This window comes from Micromonospora sp. D75 (assembly GCF_018070405.1).
GTDB classification, from domain to species: Bacteria; Actinomycetota; Actinomycetes; order Mycobacteriales; family Micromonosporaceae; genus Micromonospora; species Micromonospora chalcea.
Genome location: NZ_JAGPXV010001098.1, coordinates 1 through 810 on the forward strand (window position 1 = coordinate 1; position 810 = coordinate 810).

The following is an 810-nucleotide window of genomic DNA, read 5'->3' on the forward strand; positions in this document are numbered from 1 at the left end:
CGACCCGGTCGAGGTACGCGCCGGCGAGGCGTTCACCGCCACCGCGAGCGGTTTCCGGCTGCGCCCCGGCGTACGCGCTGACGCCGAGGAGCTTCTGGCCGCGCTCGGCGCCGACGTGCCCCGCCGGATCGTGCACGCGTTCGCCCTCGACGGCGAGCCGGCCGGCACCGACCCGGCGGCCGCCTGGGCGGCGCAGGAGCGCGGCTTCTTCGGCGCGCTGCACCTGGTGCAGGCGCTCGCGGGCGCCGGTGTGACCGCCGACGAGGCGGGCGTACGCCTGGACCTGGTCACCGCTGGCATCGGCGACGTACGCGGCGACGACCTGACCCGCCCCGAGCACGCCACGCTGGCCGGCCTGGCCCGGGTGCTCCCGGCCGAGCTGCCCGGCCTGACCGTGCGGCTGCTGGACACCGACCCGGCCGCGCGCGGCGTGGCCGCCCTGGTGGCCGAGCTGCGCAGCCCGGTCGACGCCGAGCACCCGGAGGTGGCGCTGCGCGGCGACCGCCGCTGGCTCGGCGGCTACGAGCAGGTGAGCGTCGCGGCCGAGGCGGAGCCGGGCGTGCTGCGCGAGGAGGGCCGCTACCTGATCACCGGCGGTCTCGGCGGCATCGGCGTCACCCTGGCCGAGGACTTCGCCCGCCGGGCCCGCGCCAAGCTGGTGCTGCTGGCCCGCTCCGGGCTGCCCGGGCGCGACGAGTGGGACGCGCACCTGGCGGTGCACGGCGGCGCCGACCGGGCCGGACGCGCCATCGCGGCGATCCGCCGGATGGAGGCCGCGGGCGCCGAGGTGCTGGTGCTCGCCGCCGACGT

The 810-nt window shown here is 79.3% G+C and carries 1 protein-coding gene; it reads left to right on the plus strand.

Annotated features, from left to right (window positions below):
- Positions 1-810: KR domain-containing protein (locus tag KBX39_RS32260; RefSeq protein WP_210874213.1), on the plus strand; the 810-nt coding region annotated here is incomplete at both ends.